Source organism: Streptomyces sp. NBC_00239, assembly GCF_036194065.1.
Taxonomy (GTDB): Bacteria; Actinomycetota; Actinomycetes; order Streptomycetales; family Streptomycetaceae; genus Streptomyces.
Genome location: NZ_CP108095.1, coordinates 3,914,906 through 3,934,391 on the forward strand (window position 1 = coordinate 3,914,906; position 19,486 = coordinate 3,934,391).

Here is a 19,486-nt window from a genome sequence, read left to right on the forward strand (position 1 = left end):
AGGGCCTCGGCCCCCGGGCGGCAGGCGCGTACGAGCGGCGCTACAGCGCCAGCGCCTCCACGGCCTCCTTGGCCTCGCGCAGGCCGGCCCCGGTCACCGACCGGTAGACCTTGATGGCCTCGATCGTCTTGCCCTCGCGGACCAGCTCGCGGACCCGGCCCAGGCCGTCGGGCTCGGGCTCCTCGATGCCGAGGTGGTGGAGCACCAGGCCGAGCCGCCGGTCGAGGCGGTCGGCCTTCCGCTCCACGGCACGGATCCGCACGGTGAGCGCGCTGATGACCGAGCTCGCGGCGATGATGACGACGAACAATATGAAGAACCCCATGGCGGGCACACTATCCGCAGGTCAGAGGCGTCGAGCGACTGTTTCCGGCCGCCTCGTCAGAATGCCTCTCCGCCGGGGATCAGCCCGTGTTCGCGCAAGTACTCCAGCTGGGCCCGCACCGACCACTCGGCGGCCGGCCACAGCGACCGGTCCACATCCGCGTACACCTTGGCCACGACCGCTTCCGGCGTCGTGAAGCCGTTCTCCACGGCCGTCTCGACCTGGGCGAGCCGGTGCGCCCGGTGCGCGAGGTAGAACTCGACCGCGCCCTGCGCGTCGTCCAGCACCGGCCCGTGCCCCGGCAGCACCGTGTGCACGCCGTCGTCGACGGTCAGCGAGCGCAGCCGCCGCAGCGAGTCCAGGTAGTCGCCCAGGCGCCCGTCGGGGTGCGCCACCACCGTCGTGCCGCGGCCGAGGATGGTGTCCCCGGTCAGCACCGCCCGGTCGGCGGGCAGGTGGAAGCAGAGCGAGTCGGCGGTGTGCCCGGGGGTGGGGACCACCCGCAGCTCCAGGCCGCCGACCCGGACCACGTCGCCCGCGCCCAGCCCCTCGTCCCCGAGCCGCAGCGCCGGGTCGAGGGCCCGTACCTTCGTGCCCGTGAGCTCCGCGAACCGGCCGGCGCCCTCCGCGTGGTCCGGGTGGCCGTGCGTCAGCAGGGTCAGCGCGACCCGCTTGCCCGCCTCCTCCGCCGCCGCGACGACGGCCCGCAGGTGTACGTCGTCCAGGGGGCCGGGGTCGACGACCACGGCCAGGTCCGAGTCGGGCTCGGAGACGATCCAGGTGTTGGTGCCGTCCAGGGTCATCGCCGACGCGTTGGGGGCGAGCACGTTGCGCGCGCGGGCGGTGGCGGGCCCCGAGGTCACGATCCCGCGGGGCTGTCCGGGCAGTGCGGCTGCGTTCGTCATACGGTGCCCCTGCCCAGCCGCACCCGCTTCGTGAACTCGTCGTGCCCCGGCCAGCTCAGCACCAGCTCGCCGCTCTCCAGCGAGGCCTGCGCGAGGACCGGCTCCAGATCCCGGCCCGCGGCCGCGGCGAGGGCCTCGGCGGCCGTGCCGTACGGCTCCAGGGAACGCAGGGTGGAGATGGTGGGCGGCATCATCAGCAGCTCGCCCTTGTCGTAGCCGTCGGCGGCGTCCGCGGGCCGGGTCCACACCGTGCGGTCGGCCTCCGTGGAGGCGTTGCGGGTGCGCTGGCCCTCGGGCAGCGCCGCGACGAAGAACCACGTGTCGTAGCGGCGCGGCTCGAACTCGGGGGTGATCCACCGGGCCCACGCGCCCAGCAGGTCGGAGCGCAACAGCAGCCCGCGCCGGTCCAGGAAGTCCGCGAACGAGATCTCCCGGGCGACCAGCGCCTGCCGGTCGGCCTCCCAGTCCTCGCCGGTGGTGTCGCCGACCACGGTGTCCGCGGTGGGTCCGGCGAGCAGCACGCCCGCCTCCTCGAAGGTCTCCCGCACGGCCGCGCACACCAGGGCCTGCGCGGACGCGGTGTCGGTGCCCAGCAGCGCGGCCCAGGACTCCAGGTCCGGTCCGGCCCAGCCGACGAGGTGGTCGTCGTCGCGGGGGTCGACGCCGCCGCCCGGGTAGGCGTACGCGCCGCCGGCGAAGGCCATGGAGGCGCGCCGGCGGAGCATGTGGACGGCGGGACCGTCGGGGGTGTCGCGCAGCAGCATGACGGTGGCGGCGCGCTTGGGGGCCACCGGCGTGAGGGAGCCGTCGGCGAGGGCGCGGATCCGGTCCGGCCATTCCGGCGGGTACCACTGGCCGCCGGCGGTCTCCCCGCCCCCGGCCGGGGCCTGTTCCCGAGCCTGTTCCCGGGCCCGGGCCTCGCCCTGACCCGGGCTCTCGCCCTGCTCCGGGCCCTGACCCTGGCCCTGTCCCTGCGCGTGACCGTTCTGACCATTCGGCATGGCCGGATGCTACGGGCATCCGCCCCGATGTTCGAGGGCCGCCCGGCCGCGCCCGGTGCCGGAGCGGCCGGGCGGCCCCGGACAGCACAGTGGCGCCGGACGGCCGTCCGGCGCCACACGGCAGGGAGGCGGGGTGTTACCCGGCCACCTCGACCTGGAACTCGATCTCGACCGGCGCGTCGAGCGGCAGCACCGAGACGCCGACGGCGCTGCGGGCGTGCACGCCCTTCTCGCCGAGGACCTGGCCCAGCAGCTCGCTGGCGCCGTTGATGACGCCGGGCTGGCCGGTGAAGTCGGGGGCGGAGGCGACGAAGCCGACGACCTTGACGACACGCACGATCTTGTCGAGGTCACCGATGACCGACTTGACGGCGGCCAGGGCGTTGAGCGCGCAGGTCGCCGCGAGCTGCTTCGCCTCTTCCGCCGACACCTCGGCGCCGACCTTGCCGGTGACCGGCAGCTTGCCCCGCACCATCGGCAGCTGGCCCGCGGTGTACACGTACGCGCCCGAGCGCACCGCCGGCTGGTAGGTGGCGAGCGGCGGCACGACCTCGGGGAGGTTCAGTCCGAGCTCGGCCAGCCTGGCCTCTACCGCACTCATGCCTTCTCCCGCTTCAGGTAGGCGACGAGCTGCTCCGGGTTGGGCCCGGGCACGACCTGGACAAGCTCGTAGCCCTGATCGCCCCAGGAGTCGAGGATCTGCTTCGTGGCGTGGACGAGCAGGGGGACAGTCACGTATTCGAACTTCTTCATGCAGGGGAGGGTAGCCGCTGCGGTGTGCTCAACGAGACCTCGTGCACGCCCGTGGATCCGAGTGGTTAGGCTCGGTGCGTGAGCAGGCTCCAGGTGGTCAGCGGCAAGGGCGGTACCGGTAAGACCACGGTCGCCGCCGCACTCGCGCTCGCCCTCGCGACCGAGGGCAGGCGGACCCTCCTCGTGGAGGTCGAGGGCAGGCAGGGCATCGCGCAGCTCTTCGGTACGGAGCCATTGCCGTACGAGGAGCGCAGGATCGCGGTGGCGCCGGGCGGCGGCGAGGTGTTCGCCCTGGCCATCGACGCGGAACGCGCGCTGCTGGACTACCTCCAGATGTTCTACAAGCTCGGTTCCGCCGGGCGCGCCCTGAAGAAGCTGGGCGCCATCGACTTCGCGACGACGATCGCCCCGGGGCTGCGGGACGTGCTGCTGACGGGCAAGGCCTGCGAGGCGGTGCGGCGCAAGGACAAGGCGGGTCGGCCCGTCTACGACCACGTGGTGATGGACGCGCCGCCGACCGGCCGGGTGACCCGGTTCCTGAACGTCAACGACGAGGTGGCCGGGCTGGCCCGGTTCGGCCCGATCCACAACCAGGCACAGGCCGTCATGAAGGTGCTCAAGTCCCCGCAGACGGCGGTGCACCTGGTGACGCTGCTGGAGGAGATGCCCGTCCAGGAGACCGCGGACGGCCGGCAGGAACTGGCGGAAGCAGGGCTTCCGTTGGGGCACGTGATCGTCAACATGGTCCGCCCGCACCACCTCGACGAGGCCGCGCTGCGGGCGGCGGCGGGCGAGCGGCGGGCCGAGGTGGCGCAGGCGCTGTCCCGGGCCGGCCTCGGCGGCGCGCGCCGCGGCGGACTCGCGGAGCGGCTGGTGGACCCGCTGCTGGAGCAGGCGGCGGCGCACGCGGAGCGGGTCGGCCTGGAGCGTGAGCAGCGCGCCGTACTGGACGGGCTCGGCGTGCCGACGTACGAACTGCCGCTGCTCGGCGGCGGGATGGACCTCGCCGGGCTCTACGAGCTGGCCACGGAGCTGCGGAAGCAGGTGAGCGCCGCGTGAGCGGGGCGATGGAGGCGGCGATGGGCGCGGACATCGGGCCGCGGCTGGACGTGGACCGGCTGCTCGACGACCCGCAGACCCGGATCGTGGTGTGCTGCGGTTCGGGCGGGGTCGGGAAGACGACCACGGCGGCGGCGCTGGGAGTGCGGGCGGCCGAACGCGGCCGCAGGGTGGTGGTCCTGACGATCGACCCGGCCCGGCGGCTCGCCCAGTCGATGGGCATCGACTCGCTGGACAACACGCCGCGGCGGGTCGCCGGCGTCTGCGGTGACGGCGCCGGTGACGGCGACCGCGGCGGTGCCGGTGACACCGGCACCGGGAAGAAGGAAGCCGGCGGCGGGGAACTGCACGCCATGATGCTGGACATGAAGCGGACCTTCGACGAGATCGTCGAGGCGCACGCGGACGAGGAGCGCTCCCGGGCGATCCTGGCGAACCCCTTCTACCAGTCGCTGTCGGCCGGCTTCGCCGGGACGCAGGAGTACATGGCCATGGAGAAGCTGGGCCAGCTCCGCGCGAAGGACGACTGGGACCTGATCATCGTGGACACGCCGCCGAGCCGGTCGGCGCTGGACTTCCTGGACGCGCCGAAGCGGCTGGGGTCCTTCCTCGACGGGAAGTTCATCCGGGTGCTGATGGCGCCGGCGAAGGTGGGCGGCCGGGCGGGGATGAAGTTCGTCAACCTCGGCATGGTCGGCCTGTCGATGATGACGGGGACGCTCAGCAAGCTGATGGGCGGGCAGCTGCTCAAGGACGTGCAGACCTTCGTGGCGGCCATGGACACCATGTTCGGCGGCTTCCGGACCCGCGCGGACGCCACGTACCGGCTGCTGCAGGCTCCGGGCACGGCCTTCCTCGTGGTCGCGGCGCCCGAGCCGGACGCGCTGCGCGAGGCGGCGTACTTCGTCGAGCGGCTGGCCGCCGAGGACATGCCGCTGGCGGGGCTGGTGCTCAACCGGGTGCACGGGAGCGGCGCGACGCAGCTCTCCGCGGAGCGCGCGCTGGCGGCCGCAGAGAATCTTGACGAGGGCCGCATTGTGGATCAGGAGCCCGGGAAAGCTGGACTTCGTGACTCCGAAGCGCCCGGAGTCGCCTCCGAGGAGTCTGCCGATTCCGAGCCCGGTTGTGATCCTGATTCCGAGGACGGCTCCCCCGCCGCAGTGGACGAGATCACGGCCGGACTGCTCCGCCTGCATGCCGAACGGATGCAGGTGATCGCACGCGAACAGCACACGCGCGACCGTTTCACCTCGCTGCACCCCGAAGTGGCGGTGGCCGAGGTGGCCGCCCTGCCCGGCGATGTGCACGACCTCGCCGGGCTGCGGGCCATCGGTGATCGACTCGCGGCCGGCGGTCCGACCGGAGTGTGAGCCGCACGCGCGCGGGGCGTGCGGGTGTGAGGTGCTGCAGTGCCGCCGGTGGTACCGCGGCCGTACGCCCGGTCTACCCGGCTGCGGCGTACGTGTCGTAGTCGATGTCCAAGTCCGCGTCGACGTCCACGGTCAGGATGCCCGTACTGCGCTCGTATTCCGTACGAGCGGTTTCGAGCAGCCGCCGCCAGGAGGTGACCGTTGGACGCCTGCGCAGGAGCGCACGCCGTTCCCGCTCGGTCATTCCACCCCACACGCCGAACTCGACGCGATTGTCCAGCGCGTCGGCCAGGCACTCGGTCCGCACCGGGCAACCGGTACACACCGCCTTGGCCCTGTTCTGCGCTGCACCTTGAACGAACAGTTCATCCGGATCGGTAGTGCGGCAGGCTGCCTGCGCACTCCAGTCGGTTACCCAGCCCATCTCGGCGCCGTCCTCTCCCGAATCGAGGCTCCCCCACGGCGGTAGCGGCATATTCACCGCTGCCAGTTGAGGACGTTACGGAAGGGAGGCACAGCGCAACACCCCCGACGGGCCCAATCTTGAATGGTCCGAACGGACTATGCGTGAGCGTGAGATCACCCGACGGAGTGACCTGGAGACATGCCGGACTCTTGGCGCGATCCGGGGCGTACTACCCCACTCGGATCGGGCGACGACCGCCGGATCCGGCAAATTCGGACATCAGTCCACCCTTTTCGGGAAGGGTGAAAGTCGCATCGAGGGGTTGATGTACGGCGGCGCTGCTGTGACAGTTGGGAGCAGCTAAGGCCAAGGCTCCTGCCCCGCAGGTGACTTGTGCCTGCGCGCGCGGGGGGAGTAGCGCGGAGTCACGCCTACAGACTCGCGCCTGCAGGGTCACGACAGGGGCCGTCAAGCCGTGGCCACAACTGAACCTCTTGTCACTATAGGCATGGCGCCCGCCGCTGTCCGGCGAACGCGGAAATGCCCTGCCCGCACGGGGTGCGAGAAGATGCCGCGCATATAGGTAGATATCTAGACGAGTCGGACATTTCCTTGCCTCAGACCAAGGCATACACGCATGTCCGGCGGAGGAGAACGTAGGCTGCCCCCATGCCAAAGAAGCGCTCGGGCGGAGGGCTCACGGGGAGCCAGCAGGCCGCCAAGTTCCTCGGGGTCTCCGTTCTCTCCGGAGTCGTGCTGGCCGGTATCGCGATCCCCGCCGCGGGCGCGCTCGGTCTGGCGGCGAAGGGAACCGTCGAGGGATTCGACGAGATCCCCGCCAACCTGAAGACCCCGCCGCTCAGTCAGCGCACCACCATCCTCGACGCCGAGGGCGGCCTGATCGCCCAGGTCTACTCGCGCGACCGCAGGGTGGTCCCGCTCACGGCCATCTCGCCGTACATGCAGAAGGCGATCGTCGCGATCGAGGACTCGCGCTTCTACGAGCACGGGGCCATCGACCTCAAGGGCATCCTGCGCGCGGTCAACCGCAACGCCCAGGAGGGCGGCGCGGCCCAGGGCGCGTCCACGCTGACCCAGCAGTACGTGAAGAACGTCTTCGTCGAGGAGGCCGGCGACGACCCGGCCAAGGTGGCCGAGGCCCAGCAGAAGAGCCTCGGCCGCAAGGTCCGCGAGCTGAAGTACGCGATCCAGGTCGAGGAAGAGCTCGGCAAGAAGAAGATCCTGGAGAACTACCTCAACATCACCTTCTTCGGGCAGCAGGCGTACGGGATCGAGTCCGCCGCGCAGCGCTACTTCAGCAAGCCCGCCCGGGACCTCACCCTGGACGAGTCGGCGCTGCTGGCCGGCCTCGTGCAGTCGCCGAGCCGGTACGACCCCGTGAACGACACGGAGGAGGCCACGCTCCGGCGCAACACCGTGCTCCAGCGGATGGCCGACATAAAGGACATCTCGCAGGCCGAAGCGGACAAGGCGAAGGCCGTCCCGATCAAGCTGAAGGTCACCAAGCCCAAGAACGGCTGCATCACGGCCGTCAGCGGCGCCGGGTTCTTCTGCGACTACGTCCGCGCGACCTTCCTGTCCAACCCGGTCTTCGGGAAGACGAAGGAGGAGCGGGCCAGGATCTGGAACCAGGGCGGCCTGACCGTCCGGACCACGCTGGACCCGCAGTCCCAGGAGTCCGTCAACTCCTCGATCAAGGAACACGTCTACCAGAGCGACAAGGTCGCCACGGCCGTCACCCTGGTACAGCCCGGCACCGGGCGGGTGCTGGCCATGGGCCAGTCGCGCCCGTACGGATTCGGCACCAACGAGACGCAGATCAACTTCTCGGTGGACCGGAAGATGGGCGGCTCGAACTTCGGCTTCCCGACCGGCTCGACCTTCAAGCCGTTCGTCGCGGCCGCCGCCCTGGAGCGCGGCATGCCGGCGACGAAGATGTACGCCTCTCCGTACGAGATGGAGTACCCGAGCCCGGTGCAGACCTGCAGCGGCGACCCGTGGGTCAACACCAACGGCGAGCGGGTCCCCAACGAGTCGGAGTCCGAGGTCGGCCCGTACGCGATGAAGGAGGCCATGGCCAAGTCGGTCAACACGTACTTCGTGGAGATGATCGGCGAGATCGGCCTGTGCCCCCTGAAGGACATGACCACGAAGCTCCGGGTGATCCGCGCCGACGGCGCCAAGCTCCCCGACAGCCCGGCCATCTCCCTCGGCACCGAGGGCATGTCCCCGCTGACCATGGCCAACGCGTACGCGACCTTCGCCAACCGGGGCACGTACTGCTCGCCCGTCGCCATCGAATCGATCACTGACTCGCGCGGCAAGGCGCTCGACGTGCCGAAGTCGACGTGCGAGCGGGTGATGTCGGAGAAGACCGCCGACACCGTCAACACGCTGCTGCTGGGCGTGGTCGACTCCGGTACGGGTCTGTCGGCGGGTCTGACCGACCGCGACAGCGCGGGCAAGACCGGAACCACCGACTCCCGCCACAACGCCTGGTTCGTGGGCTACACCCCGAACATGGCCGGCGCGACCTGGGTCGGCTCGCCCGGCACCAAGCAGGTCTCGATGGAGGACATCACCATCGGCGGCGAGTACTACGAGAAGGTCTTCGGCGGCGGGCTGCCCGGCCCGATCTGGAAGGACGCCGTGTCCGGCGCCCTGGCCGGCCGCGAGGCCCCCGGCTTCACGACCGTCTTCATCCCCGACGCGCAGAAGCCCGCCCCCGGCGGCAAGGGCAAGCCGGGCAAGGGACGCAAGCCCGGCAAGGGACGCGGCGGTGACGGCAAGCCCGGCGACGGACGGCCCGGCGGCGCGGACACCGGCGGCCTCACCGGTGGCCTGACCGGCGGCGACGGGAACGGGACCGGCGAGGTCCCCTTCCCGGGCATCCCGCTCGACCCGGGCCTGCTCGGCGGCACGAACGGCTGACCCGCCGGGACGCCTCCGGCGGAGAAGCAGTACGGAAGAGGAGAAGGGGGACCGGCCACAACGGCCGGTCCCCCTTCTCCTTACCCGCGGCGCGGGAGCTACGAGAGCAGCTGCTTGACGACGGCGGCGACGCGGCCGCCCTCGGCCAGCCCGGCCACCTTCGGGTTCACGATCTTCATGACGGCGCCCATGGCCCGCGGCCCCTCGGCGCCCGCGGCGCGGGCCTCGGCCACGGCCTGCTCCACGATCGCGTGCAGCTCGTCGTCGGAGAGCTGCTTGGGCAGGTAGGCCGCGAGGATCTCGCCCTCGGCGGTCTCACGCTCGGCCTGGGCGGGGCGGCCGCCCTGCGCGAAGGCGTCGGCGGCCTCGCGGCGCTTCTTCGCCTCCTTGGTGATCACCTTGAGGATCTCGTCGTCGGAGAGCTCGCGCGCCACCTTGCCCGCGACCTCCTCCTTGGTGATCGCGGTGAGGGTGAGCCGGAGCGTGGACGAGCGCAGCTCGTCGCGCGCCTTGATGGCAGTGGTGAGGTCTTCCTGGAGCTTGGCCTTGAGCGTGGTCATGGCTCCGAGTCTGCCAGGTGCCGGGCCGGTGGCGCCCACCGGTTTTCGGCGTCTGCGACCATGGGGGGATGCACGCGCGTTACGGACTACCGCTGAAGGTCACCGCAGGAATCGCCGCGGCGGGGGCCGCCGGAGTGGCCTACGCCGCCGGGTTCGAAGCCCGGTCGTTCCGGCTGCGACGGGTGACCGTCCCGGTGCTCCCGCGCGGGATGCGCCCGTTGCGGGTGCTCCAGGTCTCCGACATCCACATGGTGCGCGGACAGCACAAGAAGAAGCGCTGGCTGCAGTCGCTCGCGGGGCTGCGCCCCGACTTCGTCGTCAACACCGGCGACAACCTCTCCGACACCGAGGGCGTGCCGGACGTCCTCGACGCGCTCGGCCCGCTCATGTCGTTCCCCGGCGTGTACGTCTTCGGCTCGAACGACTACTACGGGCCCCGGCTGCGCAATCCCGGCCGCTACCTGATCGAGAAGCTCCAGGGCCGGCACGGCCTCAACGGCAACAAGCCGGTGGTCGGCGCGGTGCACAACCCGTGGCAGCCGATGCGCGACGCGTTCGACGCGGCCGGCTGGGTCAACCTCACCAACACGCGCGGCCGCCTGAAGCTCCCCGACCTCGACCTGGCGTTCACCGGCCTCGACGACCCGCACATCAAGCGGGACCGGTACGCGGCGGTGGAGGGCGGTCCGGAGGCCGACGCGGACTTCTCGATGGCCGTGGTGCACGCCCCGTACCTGCGGGTCCTGGACGCCTTCACCGCCGACCGGTACCCGCTCGTCCTGGCCGGCCACACCCACGGCGGCCAGCTGTGCGTCCCCTTCTACGGGGCGCTCGTGACCAACTGCGACCTGGACACGGACCGGGTGAAGGGGCTGTCCACGCACGAGGCGGCGGGCCACCGGTCCTACCTGCACGTCTCGGCCGGCTGCGGCACCAACCGTTTCACGCCGGTCCGGTTCGCCTGCCCGCCCGAGGCGACGCTCCTCACGCTCACCGCCGCCCGCTGACCCCGTCCGGCCGACCGCCTCCGGCCCGGCCCCCGCCCCCGCGAAAACCGGATTTCGTCTCCGGGCGCGGGTCCGCTAAAGTAATCGATGTCGCCACGGCAGCAAGTTGGCCAGGGCGGCGATCGGGGTGTAGCGCAGCTTGGCAGCGCGCTTCGTTCGGGACGAAGAGGTCGTGGGTTCAAATCCCGCCACCCCGACTTCGTAAGACCAGGTCAAGGGCCTGATCCGCATTGCGGATCAGGCCCTTCCTGCGTCTTCGGTGGTCGTTGGGGAGAGGTCCGGGGGCGGTTTCGGCCGGGGCTTTCGGGGTGGCTCCCTTTGGTAATCGCCCGGCGTGCGCGGGGCGTTCGCTGCTTCGTGCTCTCGACAGGACAGGTCCGCTCCGCCATGCCCTCTGCCGCCCTTCTCTCCCGTCGGCCGTCCTGGTGCACTCCGAAGGTGTTGCGGACCGAGGTGCTCGGCGGGCTCGTCGTGGCGCTGGCGCTGGTACCCGAGGCCATCTCGTTCTCGATCATCGCGGGGGTGGATCCGGCGATCGGGCTGTTCGCGTCGTTCACCATGGCCGTGACGATCGCGGTCGTGGGCGGGCGGCCGGCGATGATCTCCGCGGCGACCGGGGCGGTGGCCCTGGTGATCGCCCCGCTGAACCGGGAGCACGGATTCGGCCATCTGGTGGCCGCGGTCATCCTCGCGGGTGTCTTCCAGATCGTGCTCGGCGCGCTCGGGGTGGCCCGGCTGCTGCGGTTCGTGCCGCGCTCGGTGATGGTCGGGTTCGTCAACGCGCTGGCCATCCTGGTCTTCATGGCGCAGGTGCGGGAGCTGCGGGACGTGCCGTGGGCGGTGTATCCGCTGGTGGCGGCGGGGCTGGCGCTGATGGTGTTCTTCCCGCGGATCACGAGGGCCGTGCCCGCGCCGCTCGTGTCGATCGCCATCCTCACCGCCGTCACGGTCGCGGCGGGGATCGCGGTGCCGACGGTCGGGGCGAAGGGCGAGCTGCCGTCGGCGCTGCCGGTGCCAGGGCTGCCGGACGTACCGTTCACGGCGGACACCCTGGCGACCATCGCGCCGTACGCCTTCGCGATGGCGCTGGTCGGGCTGATGGAGTCGCTGATGACGGCGAAGCTCGTGGACGAGATCACCGACACCCGGTCCTCGAAGACCCGCGAGTCGGTCGGTCAGGGCATCGCGAACATCGTCACCGGGTTCTTCGGCGGTATGGGCGGCTGCGCGATGATCGGCCAGACGATGATCAACGTGAAGGTGTCCGGAGCGCGGACGCGGCTGTCGACCTTCCTCGCCGGCGCCTTCCTGATGGTGCTGTGCATCGTCTTCGGGCCGGTGGTCTCCGAGATCCCGATGGCCGCGCTGGTCGCCGTCATGGTGATGGTCTGCTTCGCGACCTTCGACTGGCATTCGGTCGCGCCGAAGACGCTGCGGCGGATGCCCGCCGGCGAGATCACCGTGATGGTGGTGACCGTGGTGTGCGTGGTGGCCACGCACAACCTGGCCGTCGGTGTCGTCGCCGGATCCGTGACCGCGATGATCGTCTTCGCCCAGCGGGTCGCGCACCTGGCGCAGGTCACGTCGGTCACCGATCCGGACGGCACCCGGGTGGTCTACTCCGTCACCGGAGCGCTGTTCTTCGCCTCGTCCGACGACCTGGCGACGCGGTTCGACTACGCGGGCGACCCGGACACGGTCGTCATCGATCTGTCCGCGGCCCACATCTGGGACGCCTCGACCGTCGCCTCACTCGATGCCGTCGAGACGAAGTACGCCCGGCTCGGCAAGACCGTCGAGATCACCGGTCTGAACGAGCACAGCGCCCGGATCCACGGCCGGCTGAGCGGCGAGCTCTCCCCCGGCCACTGAGCCCCGGCCGCGGTCCGGCGAGACCGAGGAGACCACGGAGACTCAGGAGACCGAGGAAACCGTGGAGACCGTGGAAACCGATCTGCGGCCGGCGGGGCGGGCGCGTCAGGCGAGGAGCTTGGCCTTCGCGCGGTCGAATTCCTCCTGGGTGAGGTGGCCCTTCTCCTTGAGTGCGGACAGCTTGCCGAGTTCTTCGGCCGCGGTGGTGGCGCCGCCCCCGGTGCCCGCCGCCTTCTGGACGTAGTCACGGAAGGCCTGTTCGCGTGCCTCGACCTCCTTCACGTCACGCTTGCCCATGCTGCGGCCGCGGACGATCAGGTAGACGAAAACGCCGAGGTAGGGCAGCAGGAGCACGAGGACGAGCCAGCCGGCCTTGGCCCAGCCGTTCAGTTCGTGGTCGCGGAAGATGTCCGTGATCACCTTGAACAGCAGGAAGAACCACATGACCCACAGGAACAGCCACAGCATCGTCCAGAACAGGTTGAGCAGCGGATAGTCGTCCATGCGGCACTCCGATCATCGGTTCGACTTTCCATTCATACCGGTTGACCCTTAATGCCGCATTCGATGTATTCCCGGGGTGCGGGACGGCCCGGAGTGTGCCCGTCCGCGGCGACGTGCCGGGCCGGGGCGGGCGCGCGACCATGGAGGGATGGAGCAGGCGTCCCTCGGCGATGTCAGCACCCCCGGGCGCGTGGCGGCCGACGGTGAGGGCATCAGCGCGGCCGAGCTGGGACTCGCGGCGCGCAACCACGGACTGCCCCTGGAAGCGCTGCGCTACGAGGTGACACCGCCCGGACTGCACTACGTACTGGTCCACTACGACATCCCGGCCGCGGACGCCGACGACTGGCGGCTGGACGTCGGGGGCCGGGTGCGGACCCCCCTGTCACTGGACCTGGCCGCGCTCGCCGGGCTGCCGGCCGTCACCCGGCGGGTCACCATGGAGTGCGCGGGCAACGGCCGGGCGCGGCTGTCCCCGCGCCCGGTCAGCCAGCCCTGGCTGGTGGAAGCGGTGGGCACCGCCGACTGGACGGGCGTGCCGCTGCATCTCGTACTCGAGGCCGCCGGGGTGGCTCCGGATGCCGTGGAGGCCGTGTTCACCGGGGCCGACCACGGGGTCGAGCGGGGCGTCGAGCAGGACTACCGGCGCAGCCTGCCGCTCCCGGTGGCACCGGACGCCCTGCTCGCGTACGCGATGAACGGCCGGCCGCTGCCGCCGCAGCACGGGTATCCGCTGCGGCTGGTCGTGCCCGGCTGGTACGGCATGGCGCACGTGAAGTGGCTGCGCGAGATCACCCTGGTGGACGCGCCGTTCACCGGTTTCCAGCAGGCCGTGGCCTACCGCGTCCGGCAGGATCCCGGAGAGGACGGCAAACCGGTCACCCGGATCGCGCCGCGCGCCCTGATGATCCCGCCGGGCTTCCCCGACTTCATGTCCCGCACCCGGGTGGTGCGCCCCGGGCCGGTACGCCCGGCCGGGCGCGCCTGGTCGGGGTACGGGCCGGTGGTGCGGGTGGAGTTCAGTGCGGACGGGGGCGGCAGCTGGGCCGATGCCGAGGTGGAGCCGCAGGGGCTGCACGCCTGGGCGTGGCAGGGCTGGCAGGCCGACTGGGTGGCGGAGCCGGGCCGTCACGTACTCGCGGTCCGGGCCACCGACGCGGCCGGGCACACCCAGCCTCTCGAACAGGCCTGGAACCTCGGCGGGTTCCGCAACAACCAGGTCCAGGTCGTCGACGTGCTGTGCTGCCCCGCCTGACCAGTGCGCGAACAGTCCCTCCCGCCACCTCCCACCCCTCCGCCGCCGGTCCCTAATCCGGCGCACGGTGGCGGGCGTTGCGCCACCACAGGGACAGCAGCGTGAGCGACCCGGCGGGCGCCGGATTGCCGGGGCACACGTCGAAGTGGGAGATCCGGCAGAGGTCCGCGGGGACTGCGCCGCCGAGATTGACCGCGGTGCCGTCACCCGCGATCCGCCAGCGCTTGCCGGGCGGAAGGTGGGTGACGGGAAACGTGCCCGGTTCGATCAGGATCCAACTGCCCCCGGTCGTACGGTGCCAGGCGGCGGGCGCGTCGCAGCGACGGCAGGAGCTCCCGGCCGGGGTCCGGTCGTCCCGCACCGGTGCGCCCGTACGGTCCGCGTACCGCAGCGCGGCGGAGGCGCCGGCCAGCACCTCGGCCAGCAGCACCGGCTCCCGGGAGGGCTGCCCCGCCTCCGCCCGGTCGCACGGCCCGCACAGCGCCATGCCGCGACTCGCCGTCCAGCGCCCGCCCGGACCGGCGCAGGCATCGCAGGCCGCTTCCACGACACTTCACCCCCCACAGACCGTGAACAACCGTGAACAGTCGACATGACGATCCTTCCACCCGGCACCGACAGCCATGCGGGCCGAGCGCGCCTCGGCCGGAAGCCGCCGGGCTCGCGTATCGGCTGTGCCAAAGCACCGTCAGGACTCCGTCAGGACCGCCGGTCAGGGCTCCGGGCGCTTCTAGCCTCGCCTCATGCGACGACGCAGCACGACCGGACGACACGGCACGACCGGACGGCGCAGCACCATCGGACGGCGCGGCACGACCGGACGGCGCACCACCCTCGGGCAGCGCGGCGGGGCGCCCGGCGACACCGCCGAGGACGTCCACTGGGCGGGCGAGCGCCGCTCGGCGGTCGGGGCGGCGGTACTGCTGCTGACCTCGCTGCTGGTCCTCGACACGGGCGCGGGCCGGCTGACCGCCGTCCGCGCCGCCCTCTGGACGGGCCTCGCCGCGCTCTTCTTCGTGATCCTGCTGCCGCCCCGCGTCCGCGCGCGGCCCGGCCGGCTCACCTCGCGCGGCCTGTGCACGACGCACTCCGTGCGCACCGACGCCCTCGTCTCGGTCCGCTGGTCGGACGGGGTCGCCCGGCGGCTGGTGCTGCGGGACCTCGACGGCGGGCGGGTCGAGATCGACCCGGACGTCCTCGTGCGCAATCCGCCGCTGTGGCACCGGCTCGACACGGACTCCCGCACCGCCCTGCACCGGGGCACCCTGCTGTGCGGGGCGACGGCGCTGCGGCGGCTCGCGGAGCGGATCGACCGGGAGGCGGCCCGTACGGTCTTCAAGGTGTCGGGGCTGCTCTGAGCCCGGCCGGTACCCGGTCTGCCCGGCCTGGTCCCGGCGGTGCCGGGGTCGCTCACGCGGACCGGGCGCGGCTCACAGCCAGCCGTTGCGGCGGAAGCCCCGGTGGATCACGACACAGGCCACCGTGATCAGGACGAGCACCGCCGGGTAGCCGTACGTCCACTTCAGCTCGGGCATGTGCTCGAAGTTCATGCCGTAGACCCCGCACACCATGGTCGGCACGGCAACGATGGCCGCCCAGGCCGTGATCTTGCGCATGTCCTCGTTCTGCGCGACCGTCACCTGCGCCAGGTGCGCCTGGAGGATCGAGTCGAGCAGCGAGTCGTAGGACGCGATCTGCTCGGTGGTCCGGGTCAGGTGGTCGGCGACGTCGCGGAAGTACGCGCGGATGTCCGGCCCGATCACCGGCATGGGCTGGGTGGCGAGCTGTTGGAGCGGCCGGTCCAGGGGGGCCACGGCCCGCCGCAGCTCCAGCAGTTCCCGCTTGAGCTGGTAGATCCGTCCCGCGTCGCCCCGGCTGCCCTCTTCGCTGAACACGGCGGACTCCACCGCGTCGAGGTCGCTCTGCACGGCGTCGGACACGGCCAGGTACTCGTCGACCACGTGGTCCGCTATGGCGTGCAGCACCACGGCCGGGCCCTTCGCGAGCTGTTCCGGATCGGTCTCCAGCGCCTCGCGGAGCGGCCCGAGCGAGCCGTGGCCGCCATGGCGGATGGTGATGACGAAATCGGTGCCGGCGAAGACCATCAGTTCGCCGGTGTCGACGACCTCGCTGGTCGCGGTCAGCTCCTCGTGCTCGACGTAGCGGACCGTCTTGAACACGGCGAAGAGCGTGTCGTCGTACCGCTCCACCTTGGGCCGCTGATGGGCGTGGACGGCGTCCTCCACGGCCAGCGGGTGCAGGCCGAAGAGTTTGGCGAGGCCGGTGAACTCCTCCTGTTCCGGCTCGTGCAGGCCGATCCACACGAATCCGTCACCCGTCCGGCGGACCCGGCGCAGTGCCTCCTCGGCTTCCTGGCAGCCGTCCTGGCGCACGCCGTCCCGGTAGACCACGCAGTTCACCACCGCGGATCCGAGCGGTGAGCGGGCGGGATGGCTGAGGTCCACGGCCCGCCGGTGGGCCCGGCGGACCGCACGGCGAAGCTGGCTGAACATCGACACTGCGGGCTCCTTCGGCGGTTCGACGCACAGTGTGCCAGCCGTGTGCGCGAATGACGCCGGACGGGCCCCGCGGGCCCGCGCCCGCTCAGCGGTGTTCGGGGTTGGGGAAGTCCCAGCGGCAGCCCGCGTCCCACAGCGCGCGCTGGTTGCCGTGGGCGGGCATGCCGCCGGCCCGCCGGAGCAGGGCCGCGAGGTGCATCAGGTTCCAGCTCATGAAGGCCGTGTTGCGGTTGGTGAAGTCGTTCTCCGGGCCTCCGGAGCCCGCGTCGAGGTACGAGGGTCCCGGCCCGGCCTCGCCGATCCAGCCCGCGTCGGCCTGCGGCGGGATCACGTACCCGAGGTGCTGGAGGCTGTAGAGCACGTTCATCGCGCAGTGCTTGACGCCGTCCTCGTTGCCGGTGATCAGGCAGCCGCCGGCCCGGCCGTAGTACGCGTACTGGCCCTGCTCGTTGAGGATGCTGGAGCAGGCGTAGAGCCGCTCGATGACCTGCTTCATCACGGAGCTGTTGTCGCCGAGCCAGATCGGGCCGCACAGCACGAGGATGTCGGCCGCCATGATCTGCGAGTAGAGGACGGGCCAGTCGTCGCTCTCCCAGCCGTGCTCCGTCATGTCGGGCCAGACGCCGGTGGCGATGTCGTGGTCGACGGCGCGGATCAGCTCGGTCGTGACGCCGTTCGCCTCCATGACGGCGCGGCTCTTGTCGATCAGGCCCTCGGTGTTGCTCACCTCGGGCGACCGCTTCAGGGTGCAGTTCACGTAGACGGCGCGCAGGCGCAGGTCCTCGTACCGGAATTCCGGGGGCGTGGGCGGTGTCGTGGGCACCCGTCCAGCCTGCGGGTCACCGGAGGGCGCTGCCACCCCGGTGACCCGTACGGCACGGCCGCCCCGGCCGGCCTCAGGCCATCCGCTCCAGGGGGTTCGCTGCGATCCGGGCGGCCGCCCCGCCGGCGACCAGGTCCGCCGCCGCGCACCCGGGCTTGCGGGCGCCCTGGTCCGTGACCAGCTCCAGGAACGCGGCGCCGAACCCGGCCCGCGGGTACGCCTTCACCAGCGCTGACGTGAAGTCCGGGTCGAACTCCGCCACCCGCAGCCCCGACACGTCGGCGCTCGTACCGACCTGGAGCAGGTGGCTCTCCACGTCCTGGGCGGCCGTGACGTCCTGCCGCATGTGCTGGACGATCACCTTCGCCGCCCGGTCGCGCCGCGCGAGGTCCCATCCCAGGCCCGCCGTGAGGACCCGTGCCACGTGCCCGCCCGCCTCCTCGAAGGACAGGGTGTGGCTGTCGAAGGGCTCCACCAGCCCCAGGTCGTGCAGCAGCGAGGAGACGTAGAACAGCTCGTCGTCGAAGTCCAGGCCGTGCGTGCGGGCGTACGCGGCGCCCAGGAGGAACGAGCGGACGGAATGGTTGAACAGCGCCTGGTCGGTGTACTCCGCGCACACCAGCCGGGCCGCCTCCGCCGCCGCGGTGCGCGGCGCACCGATGCCGCCGACGGAATCGAGAGCCGTGGATGTCACGAGCGTTCCCCCTGTTGATCACACATGTTGATCACGACGGGCTCACTCTAGGCGCCGGTGCGCCCCGCCCCGGTGTCCCCCCGTCGTACGAAGTCCACGTCCAGTGCCGGCTCCTGCGGCCAGTACAGCCGGGTCGGCGTGGGCGGGGTCTCCGCGAGCACCCGTCCCCGCGAGACCACGTACCGCGGCCGGACCTGCCGGCGGATCGCGTCGGCCGGGGAGTCGGCCGGCAGCAGGACGAAGCTGGCGGGCCGCCCGGCCGCCAGCCCGTAGTCCTCGCCCAGGCCCAGCACCCGGGCGGCCCGGTCGGTGACCATCGAGAAGGCGGTGGCCACCTCCGTCACACCGGTGAGCTGCGCCGCGTACACGCCGGTCAGCGCGGTCTGCAGCGGGTTGCCGGTGCCGAGCGGATTCCAGGGGTCCATCACGTCGTCGTGTCCGAAGGCCACGTTGACCCCGGCGCCGAGCATCTCCTTCACCTGGGTGAGCCCGCGCCGCTTCGGGTAGGCGTCGAAGCGGCCCTGGAGGTTGAGGTTGGCGAAGGGGTTGCAGACGAGGTTGATCCCGGACCGCCCCAGCAGCCGTTGCAGCTTGTGGCTGTAGGCGCCGTTGTAGGAGCCCATCGCGGTGGTGTGCGAGGCGGTGACGCGGTCCCGCAGCCCGGTACGGAGCGCCAGCGCGGCCAGCACCTCCACGAACCGCGACTGTTCGTCGTCGATCTCGTCGCAGTGCGCGTCGATCCGCAGCCCGTGCCGCTCGGCGAGCGCGAAGGCGGTGTGCAGCGAGGCCACGCCGTCCTCGCGGGTGTCCTCGAAGTGCGGGATCGCGCCCACCACGTCGGCTCCGCGGCGCACCGCCTCGGCCAGCAGCTCCGCGCCGCCCGGGAAGGACTGGACGCCCTCCTGCGGGAAGGCGACGATCTGGAGGTCCATCACCTCGCGGACCCGGTCGCGGACCTCCACCAGCGCGTCGAGCGCGATCAGCCGGGGGTCGGTCACGTCGCAGTGCGTGCGCACGTGCAGGACGCCCTGGGCGGCCTGCCAGCGGAGCACTTCGGTGGCCCGGTCGACGACGTCCTCCCGCGTGAGGGTCTGCTTGCGCTCGCTCCAGCAGGCGATGCCCTCCCAGAGGGTGCCGGAGGCGTTCCAGCGCGGCTCGCCCGCGGTGAGCGCGGTGTCGAGATGGATGTGCGGCTCGACGAAGGGCGCGGTGAGCAGCGCGCCGTGCGCTTCGATCACCGTGCCGACGGCGGGCGGCTCCTTCTGGTCGTCGCAGGGAGCCACCCGCGTGATCCGGCCGTTCTCGCACTCGACGTCGTGCAGCCCGGCGGACGTGTTGCCCTCGCCGGAATGCAGCCTGGCCCCGCGCACGATCATCTGCATGGCTTTCACCCTACGGATCGGGTGGCCGTGGGGCCCGGGGCGCGGGATGTTTCACGTGAAACAGCGGGCCGGTCGGCCGGTACCGCCCGGATGGCCCAG

The 19,486-nt window shown here is 71.7% G+C and carries 20 protein-coding genes and 1 tRNA gene; 8 read left to right on the plus strand and 13 right to left on the minus strand.

The genetic code is table 11. From position 1 onward, the window contains the following. Window positions 1-40: 40 nt before the first annotated feature. From OG764_RS17195 to OG764_RS17215, 5 genes are all read right to left on the minus strand, one after another. Window positions 41-325 carry a hypothetical protein gene (locus OG764_RS17195; protein WP_328969300.1) on the minus strand — a complete coding sequence of 95 codons (285 nt, stop codon included), beginning with the start codon at window positions 323-325 and terminating at the stop codon, window positions 41-43. A 56-nt stretch (window positions 326-381) separates the two neighbouring features. After that, the gene (locus tag OG764_RS17200) at window positions 382-1,230 is read right to left on the minus strand and encodes an MBL fold metallo-hydrolase (RefSeq protein WP_328969301.1); all 849 of its coding nucleotides are present in this window, start codon (window positions 1,228-1,230) and stop codon (window positions 382-384) included. Next, window positions 1,227-2,231: an NUDIX hydrolase gene (locus OG764_RS17205; protein WP_328969302.1), complete on the minus strand. Its 1,005-nt coding sequence runs from the start codon at window positions 2,229-2,231 to the stop codon at window positions 1,227-1,229. Before OG764_RS17205 ends, OG764_RS17200 begins: the two co-directional genes overlap by 4 nt. Window positions 2,232-2,367: 136 nt before the next feature. After that, window positions 2,368-2,832 carry a RidA family protein gene (locus tag OG764_RS17210; protein ID WP_328969303.1) on the minus strand — a complete coding sequence of 155 codons (465 nt, stop codon included), beginning with the start codon at window positions 2,830-2,832 and terminating at the stop codon, window positions 2,368-2,370. Beyond that, window positions 2,829-2,984, minus strand: coding sequence for a hypothetical protein (locus tag OG764_RS17215; protein ID WP_328969304.1), 156 nt, complete (start codon window positions 2,982-2,984; stop codon window positions 2,829-2,831). The genes OG764_RS17210 and OG764_RS17215 overlap by 4 nt, the downstream gene beginning before the upstream one ends. Window positions 2,985-3,062: 78 nt before the next feature. Here OG764_RS17215 and OG764_RS17220 point away from each other — a divergent pair, with 78 nt between their 5' ends. Continuing rightward, on the plus strand, window positions 3,063-4,043 hold the full coding sequence (locus tag OG764_RS17220; RefSeq protein WP_328969305.1) for an ArsA family ATPase: 981 nt from the start codon (window positions 3,063-3,065) through the stop codon (window positions 4,041-4,043). 20 nt (window positions 4,044-4,063) lie between these two features. Next, window positions 4,064-5,413 (plus strand): ArsA family ATPase, encoded by a 1,350-nt coding sequence (locus OG764_RS17225; protein WP_443056224.1) that lies wholly within the window; start codon window positions 4,064-4,066, stop codon window positions 5,411-5,413. Between the two features lie 73 nt (window positions 5,414-5,486). On the opposite strand, the gene OG764_RS17230 is transcribed toward OG764_RS17225, so the two are convergent. Further along, window positions 5,487-5,837 (minus strand): WhiB family transcriptional regulator, encoded by a 351-nt coding sequence (locus OG764_RS17230; protein WP_328969306.1) that lies wholly within the window; start codon window positions 5,835-5,837, stop codon window positions 5,487-5,489. Window positions 5,838-6,488: 651 nt separating this feature from the next. Here OG764_RS17230 and OG764_RS17235 point away from each other — a divergent pair. Next, complete coding sequence (locus tag OG764_RS17235; RefSeq protein ID WP_328969307.1) at window positions 6,489-8,771, plus strand: transglycosylase domain-containing protein; 2,283 nt, start codon at window positions 6,489-6,491, stop codon at window positions 8,769-8,771. Window positions 8,772-8,869: 98 nt separating this feature from the next. Here OG764_RS17235 and OG764_RS17240 read toward each other — a convergent pair whose 3' ends face one another. After that, a complete protein-coding gene (locus OG764_RS17240; RefSeq protein ID WP_328969308.1) occupies window positions 8,870-9,331 on the minus strand; it encodes a GatB/YqeY domain-containing protein in 462 nt (153 codons plus the stop codon). Window positions 9,332-9,399: 68 nt separating this feature from the next. On the opposite strand from OG764_RS17240, the gene OG764_RS17245 reads away from it, so the two are divergent. The 3 genes from OG764_RS17245 to OG764_RS17255 all read left to right on the plus strand — a co-directional run bounded on the left by OG764_RS17245 (window position 9,400) and on the right by OG764_RS17255 (window position 12,210). Continuing rightward, window positions 9,400-10,338 carry a metallophosphoesterase gene (locus tag OG764_RS17245; RefSeq protein WP_328969309.1) on the plus strand — a complete coding sequence of 313 codons (939 nt, stop codon included), beginning with the start codon at window positions 9,400-9,402 and terminating at the stop codon, window positions 10,336-10,338. A gap of 123 nt (window positions 10,339-10,461) precedes the next feature. Beyond that, window positions 10,462-10,535, plus strand: a tRNA-Pro gene (locus OG764_RS17250). 241 nt (window positions 10,536-10,776) lie between these two features. Beyond that, on the plus strand, window positions 10,777-12,210 hold the full coding sequence (locus OG764_RS17255) for a SulP family inorganic anion transporter (RefSeq protein WP_328969310.1): 1,434 nt from the start codon (window positions 10,777-10,779) through the stop codon (window positions 12,208-12,210). Between the two features lie 105 nt (window positions 12,211-12,315). On the opposite strand, the gene OG764_RS17260 is transcribed toward OG764_RS17255, so the two are convergent. After that, window positions 12,316-12,714: an SHOCT domain-containing protein gene (locus OG764_RS17260; protein ID WP_328969311.1), complete on the minus strand. Its 399-nt coding sequence runs from the start codon at window positions 12,712-12,714 to the stop codon at window positions 12,316-12,318. Between the two features lie 148 nt (window positions 12,715-12,862). Here OG764_RS17260 and OG764_RS17265 point away from each other — a divergent pair, with 148 nt between their 5' ends. After that, the gene (locus OG764_RS17265) at window positions 12,863-13,969 is read left to right on the plus strand and encodes a sulfite oxidase (protein WP_328969312.1); all 1,107 of its coding nucleotides are present in this window, start codon (window positions 12,863-12,865) and stop codon (window positions 13,967-13,969) included. Between the two features lie 52 nt (window positions 13,970-14,021). Here the strand turns inward: OG764_RS17265 and OG764_RS17270 are convergent, their stop codons facing one another. Further along, window positions 14,022-14,516, minus strand: coding sequence for a DUF6083 domain-containing protein (locus OG764_RS17270; RefSeq protein ID WP_328969313.1), 495 nt, complete (start codon window positions 14,514-14,516; stop codon window positions 14,022-14,024). A 196-nt stretch (window positions 14,517-14,712) separates the two neighbouring features. Here OG764_RS17270 and OG764_RS17275 point away from each other — a divergent pair, with 196 nt between their 5' ends. Further along, the gene (locus tag OG764_RS17275; protein WP_328969314.1) at window positions 14,713-15,327 is read left to right on the plus strand and encodes a hypothetical protein; all 615 of its coding nucleotides are present in this window, start codon (window positions 14,713-14,715) and stop codon (window positions 15,325-15,327) included. Between the two features lie 72 nt (window positions 15,328-15,399). Here the strand turns inward: OG764_RS17275 and corA are convergent, their stop codons facing one another. From corA to codA, 4 genes are all read right to left on the minus strand, one after another. Further along, window positions 15,400-16,482, minus strand: coding sequence for a magnesium/cobalt transporter CorA (gene corA / locus OG764_RS17280; protein WP_328973046.1), 1,083 nt, complete (start codon window positions 16,480-16,482; stop codon window positions 15,400-15,402). Window positions 16,483-16,573: 91 nt separating this feature from the next. After that, entirely contained in the window at window positions 16,574-17,311 is a 738-nt protein-coding gene (locus OG764_RS17285) for a flavodoxin family protein (RefSeq protein WP_328969315.1), read from the minus strand. 73 nt (window positions 17,312-17,384) lie between these two features. Further along, a complete protein-coding gene (locus OG764_RS17290; protein WP_328969316.1) occupies window positions 17,385-18,005 on the minus strand; it encodes an HD domain-containing protein in 621 nt (206 codons plus the stop codon). Between the two features lie 47 nt (window positions 18,006-18,052). Continuing rightward, a complete protein-coding gene (gene codA / locus OG764_RS17295; RefSeq protein WP_328969317.1) occupies window positions 18,053-19,387 on the minus strand; it encodes a cytosine deaminase in 1,335 nt (444 codons plus the stop codon). Between the last annotated feature and the right edge of the window lie 99 nt (window positions 19,388-19,486).